Here is a 5,261-nt window from a genome sequence, read left to right as displayed (position 1 = left end):
GAGGACGATCACGGTCGACTTCATATTTTTGGAAATCGCTGACGCTCAGCTGATTAACAATTAGCTTTGCAAGCGAAGTGGTGACTGCCTGCGCGTGCTGTGCTCGACGGTTTACAAGATAAAATTGATTTTTGGATACCAAATATTTTAATTGGGCAAGTACCATTTCTATCTCCAAGCAGGACACCACACTTTCTATAATGCAGTATAGCAAGTTTTTTAAAGGACTGCTACTAAATAGTAGCAGTCCTCAGCTTGATTTGTCGTTTTCCATAATGGAATAATTTAAACGCAATGATTCTAGTCCTTTTCATAGGGATGTTCTATTAATCCTAATTACAAACAAAAAAACGATTCAGCGAAAAATATTTTTTCGTTAAATCGTTTGTTTTGTCGAAATATATTTCGAAGGCCGCAAACAACATGCTGGGCCCAATTGCGTGGACCACGCAACAAATGCGAGTGACACGCTATTACTTAGCTGGCTTCTGTTTCAAGAAACGTTGTAAGTCTGATAATTCTTTGTTCCGCTTAATATCTTTTTTACGGTTAACTGGACGACGTCCTTGTACGCCGTGTGGATGACAAATTCGCATAATTAGACTCTCCTTATTTTGTATTATGACTTCATAATTCCAATAGACTAAATTATTATAATACAAGTCAATGCATCAACGCAAATCAATCTGCGATTTCTCTATGATTTCTCATTAAATGTGGTATTCTTAAAGACAAAATGAACGGTTGAGGTGATTAATTTGACAGAACAATATCCACAAGCATTAACGATTGCAGGCTCTGACAGCGATGGCAGTGCCGGCATGCAGGCAGATTTACATACATTTTTTAGACGCCACATATATGGAACAGCTGTGATGACCGCTGCGGTTGCCGGAAACAGTTATGGTATTCACGACTCAGTGACCCTGCCATCATCGTTTATCGACCAGGAATTCAAAGATTTAGCGGATGACTATGACGTCCGGGCCAGCAAGACCGGCATGCTGGCCGATACCGAGCTTATTCGAACCGTCATCCGTAACTACCAAAAGTACGACTTTGGCCCACTGGTCGTGGATCCGGTTATTACCACCAAGCACGGCAATATGCTGCTGGAAGAAAGTGCCTATAAGACGCTTCGAGACGAGTTAATTCCGTTAGCAACCGTCATTACACCCAACTTCTTTGAAGCCCAAAAATTAGCTGAAATGGACATTAATACCAAAGACGACATGTTCACTGCCGCCAATAAATTAAAGTCACTCGGCGCCGACAACATCATGATTAAGGGAAGCCACCATAATCCGGGTCAAACGGAGGTCTCAGACTATGTTTTGCTCGAATCGGGTGAAAGCTTCTGGTTAACCGGCGACTTTTACGATACCGACCGTAAAAACGGAACTGGCGACAGCCTGTCTGCCTGCATCGCGGCTGAGTTGGCACGCGGAAACGATGTCAAAACAGCTGTAAAAATCGCCAAGAAGTTTGTTGACGTGGCCATTGAAAATGAGATTAACGTTGGTCATAAGTTTGGACCGATTAATCACTGGGCACCGGGGTATCCGGAACCGTAACACTCACTTCTCGATTGCAATCTTTAAAAGTAAGACCAGCTAACAGTTTGTTGGCTGGTCTTTTGTGATGCTTAGGATTGTTGAATTTAATACTGTGGTTGTTTCACTGTTCCTTAGCCAAAACTCTCGAGCCAGCTTTCTCCGCTTAGTCTGCCACGCACAACTGCTACATAGTCGAAACGTGCTCCCCAGAGCAGCAACCTGCGCTTCCCCTGCTACCTAGCCGAAACGTGCTTCTCGAGCCAGGCCCCTCCGCTTAATCTGCCATGTACCACTACATAGCCAAAACGTGCTCCCCAGAGCAGCAACCTGCACCTAAGCCAACTTTGGGTGAAATCAAACTCGATTTCACCCAAAGCCAGCTTAGGCTCCGGTTGCTAACCGCTCTGGTCCGCACTCTAATCCCTGAACACCTCCACATTCTGCAGATAAGTCATCTCGTCCGTTGAGATTCTTGACTGGAGCTTTTCCGCCAGCGCCGAATCTATTTTTCCCGTCTGTAAGGAATCCTGGATCAATTCGTATTCACTATGGAAAGCTCTCATGAACATTTGGTAGACGATATTCATATCGACATCTTCGCCGTTAATTCTTCTGTGCCGAGTCCGATAGAATCGCTTCACCATATTGGTTTCAACGCCATTGTCACCCTGCTGGGTCTTTAAGAACGCCATCACCGCTTCGAAGCCGGCCTTTTCAATCGGCAAAATATCTTCACCGTGCTTTTCAAACTGCTCACGCCAATAAATTTCTTCAAGCGCGACCGGCGCTGTCAAAAACGCCTCCTGCGCGCGGTTCAAATCCTTATACATCGTGCCAATGTGGAGACTGAACCGAATTCTTAATAAGACATTCTTCCATATTTTTTCATCAGCCGAAAAATTGCTTAAATTTAAAAATTTTGTGTAGTAAGTTAATTCGTCGTCGGTTATTTTTCCGTCATCATGTAATTTCTGAGCCGCCTTCAATTCAACTTGATGGCTTTCACTCATCAATTGGCGCCGCAAGTGTAAGTTTGGTGTACTGTCCAGAACCAGTTGCTGCTGAAGCGAATCAATTACAATCTGGGCCTCCGCCGGGTGTTCTTTTTCCTTCAAAAGGTCGCTGATGGCCGCTTGGATCATCCGCTTAACCCAACGATACCGTGGCTTTCGCTGGTCCTGGCTCGGCAAAATAATCGGCACGAAGATTGTCGGCATAATCAAGCTGGTTAAAATAACCACCGCAGCCACAAAAATCATCATTCCCCGAAAGGCAAATGGCTGCCCATTGACCGTGTTAGGCATCGAGAAAGCAAGTGATAAGGTAATTGTCCCGTTGGCGCCGCTAAGTGCCATGACGAGGCTGTCACGCCACTCATGCTTCGACTTAACCCGTCGCTTCAACATGTAGCGACTCCAAACCAACCGTAAAGCGCCTTTGGCAAGATAAACACCAATCCCAATCAACACTAATTTCAAAATATTCCAATTTGGATTGGGTGCCTGATGAAGTGCCTCAACGACTTCCGGCAGCGACAGTCCCAGGAGAACAAACACAACCCCAGACAGCGTGCCGGACACAATTTCCCAAACATTGCTGGTGACCAGCTGCATTCGAGAAGACGTTAACCGCAGCTTATCCCTTTCGGATCCCTGAACCAGCCCTGCGGCAACCACGGCTAAGATGCCTGATAGCAATAATTTTTCCGCAAGTAAATAAATCAAAAACGGCGAAAGCAGCTGAATTAAAACCATAATAATAGGTGTATCGTCGTTGTAGCGGATTAAAAATAGCCGCGTGCTGACAATTACCACACCCATCAAGCTCCCGAAAAGCAGGCCACCCAAGAATTCCCACAGGAACATGCCAACTGCCAGCTTCAATGAGAAGGTCCCGGAAATAAAGGCTGTCAAAGATAAATCAAACAACACAATGCCCGCTGCGTCATTAAACAACGATTCATGCTGCAAAATCCCCGCCTGCTCTTCAGCAATTGGGTTGGCTTCAAAAATCGAATTAACCGCAGAGGCGTCAGTTGGCGTGACAATCGCCAGCAATGCAAAGCATAAAGTCAGCGGCAAAACCGCCATGGCCAAGTGCAACCCCGCCCCAACGACTAACACGGTGACCAATACCAGCCCCACCGCAAGCGATAAGATATTGGTGATCGAGCGGCCAATCCAAAATCGTGAGCTGTTTTGGGCTTCATTAAACAGCATCGGGGCAATAATCGCCAGTGCAAAGGTAGACGGGTCTAACTGAAAGTTGCGGTAAATCGGCAATGCCGCCAGCATCCCACCTAAAATAATCAGGAAAAACGGCAGCGGAATAAACGACACGTGTCGTGCCAAAATATTTGCCAACACGACTGCCGCCAAGATAATGGTCAGTAAGAGTACCATGTCCATTTCATTCACCCCTCTGCTTAATATCGATTATAGTTTATCACTGATTGCAGCAAAAAAGCCCCGCCAACACTTGGACGAGACTCGGCGCTTAATCACCATTTATCCGGGCTCCAAATCCGCCCATCCAACTCATCTTGTGACTGCTGGGCGCGCTTTTCCTGCTCCTTGGCCAATTCAATGGCGGCCTGGTAAAGTGACTTGTTAATAAAGGATTGATCGTCCTGTTTAAGTTCCGTTAGCTGATTGATCAGCCAAGTTGTTGTGTCGTTCATCCCTATTCCTCCTGGTCACGAATCATTTTAACGTCTTGCTTTAGGCTCTCAACGGTCGCCTGCTGGTCTTCAAGCGAGTTAATCACAAGGTCAATTGCTTGGACTTGGTCGTCCGCCTTTCCTTCCTTAGTGGCTTGCAAACGCGCAACAAGCCACTGCTCACGATTTTCTAAGCTCAGGGGCATTTCAGCACTCAAGTACTGCAGGTAAGCCACCAGCAATTGTTCTTTTTCGGCGGGATCCTTGTATCCAAATTGATTGACCACAAACGGCTTCAAATAAGTCATCCCTGCTTTGTTGGCAAACGCCTGAAATGGTCGTAGTAATTCTGAAACTGTGAACTGCTCTTTGCCGCCCGCCTGAAAATCGGCTTCTGAATCTCCCAATGTCACGACGATCCCCAACTCCTTGGTTTTTAGCGACCGGTTGGCAACAACGTAATTTCGCGTGAAGATATCGTCCATAAACTGCTTTAAGCTTGCGGGGGATGAATACCAGTACATCGGGAATTGAAAAACAATGCGATCGAAATCGGTCATTGCCGCCTGCTCCTTATCAACATCAATTTGGCCGGATTCAGACGATGAATACAGTTCGTCGATCACTTGATATTTCACGTCATCCAACGAGTAAAAGCTAGTTTTGAGAAATTGTTGGGTACCAGAATCTTCAAATTGAGGGTGAGAAATGAGTATGAGTGTTTTCATTCGGTTAATTCGCCTTTCATAGACCTTTTTTATTTCGTTTCATTTCAAAATCATCTATATTTAGATTGTAAACCAAATCATAATTAAAGGGAGATTTAAACTATGGCAATTTATAACGTTCACACAACTTTACGAGACGTTGGTTCTCAAACCATTAACACTGCCGGCGTTCATCAATTTATCGCGGATGAGCCCACCAAATTTCGCGGGACTGATGCCGGTCCCAATCCGGTTCAATATTTATTAGGTGCGGTTGGCGCTTGCCTCGGTGCCAGCGCTGCTTCCCTGGTCCACCGTCCAGGTTCCAACATTAAAGTT

6 protein-coding genes are annotated in these 5,261 nt (G+C 45.7%); 2 read left to right on the top strand and 4 right to left on the bottom strand.

What is annotated here, in order from left to right:
- Positions 1–473: 473 nt before the first annotated feature.
- Positions 474–596 (bottom strand): hypothetical protein, encoded by a 123-nt coding sequence (locus tag AB3112_RS07895; RefSeq protein WP_257786590.1) that lies wholly within the window; start codon positions 594–596, stop codon positions 474–476.
- A gap of 162 nt (positions 597–758) precedes the next feature.
- On the opposite strand from AB3112_RS07895, the gene thiD reads away from it, so the two are divergent.
- Positions 759–1,574: a bifunctional hydroxymethylpyrimidine kinase/phosphomethylpyrimidine kinase gene (thiD, locus tag AB3112_RS07890; protein WP_367334242.1), complete on the top strand. Its 816-nt coding sequence runs from the start codon at positions 759–761 to the stop codon at positions 1,572–1,574.
- A 398-nt stretch (positions 1,575–1,972) separates the two neighbouring features.
- On the opposite strand, the gene AB3112_RS07885 is transcribed toward thiD, so the two are convergent.
- The 3 genes from AB3112_RS07885 to AB3112_RS07875 all read right to left on the bottom strand — a co-directional run bounded on the left by AB3112_RS07885 (position 1,973) and on the right by AB3112_RS07875 (position 4,943).
- On the bottom strand, positions 1,973–3,964 hold the full coding sequence (locus tag AB3112_RS07885; RefSeq protein WP_084974261.1) for a sodium:proton antiporter: 1,992 nt from the start codon (positions 3,962–3,964) through the stop codon (positions 1,973–1,975).
- Between the two features lie 92 nt (positions 3,965–4,056).
- Complete coding sequence (locus tag AB3112_RS07880; protein WP_057910690.1) at positions 4,057–4,236, bottom strand: hypothetical protein; 180 nt, start codon at positions 4,234–4,236, stop codon at positions 4,057–4,059.
- A 2-nt stretch (positions 4,237–4,238) separates the two neighbouring features.
- Positions 4,239–4,943 carry an NAD(P)H-dependent oxidoreductase gene (locus AB3112_RS07875; protein ID WP_367334241.1) on the bottom strand — a complete coding sequence of 235 codons (705 nt, stop codon included), beginning with the start codon at positions 4,941–4,943 and terminating at the stop codon, positions 4,239–4,241.
- Positions 4,944–5,045: 102 nt separating this feature from the next.
- Here AB3112_RS07875 and AB3112_RS07870 point away from each other — a divergent pair.
- On the top strand, positions 5,046–5,261 hold a 216-nt coding region (locus AB3112_RS07870; protein ID WP_367334240.1), incomplete at its 3' end, for an OsmC family protein.

It is taken from the genome of Lentilactobacillus sp. (assembly GCF_040773105.1).
Classification (GTDB): Bacteria; Bacillota; Bacilli; order Lactobacillales; family Lactobacillaceae; genus Lentilactobacillus; species Lentilactobacillus parabuchneri.
This window is presented reverse-complemented; position numbering and strand designations above follow the sequence as displayed.

Excerpts from the sequence above, each read along its gene's own strand:
- AB3112_RS07895 (WP_257786590.1), bottom strand. The coding sequence starts at position 596 with ATGCGAATTTGTCATCCACACGGCGTACAAGGACGTCGTCCAGTTAAC.
- AB3112_RS07885 (WP_084974261.1), bottom strand. The coding sequence starts at position 3,964 with ATGGACATGGTACTCTTACTGACCATTATCTTGGCGGCAGTCGTGTTG.
- AB3112_RS07880 (WP_057910690.1), bottom strand. The coding sequence starts at position 4,236 with ATGAACGACACAACAACTTGGCTGATCAATCAGCTAACGGAACTTAAA.
- AB3112_RS07875 (WP_367334241.1), bottom strand. The coding sequence starts at position 4,943 with ATGAAAACACTCATACTCATTTCTCACCCTCAATTTGAAGATTCTGGT.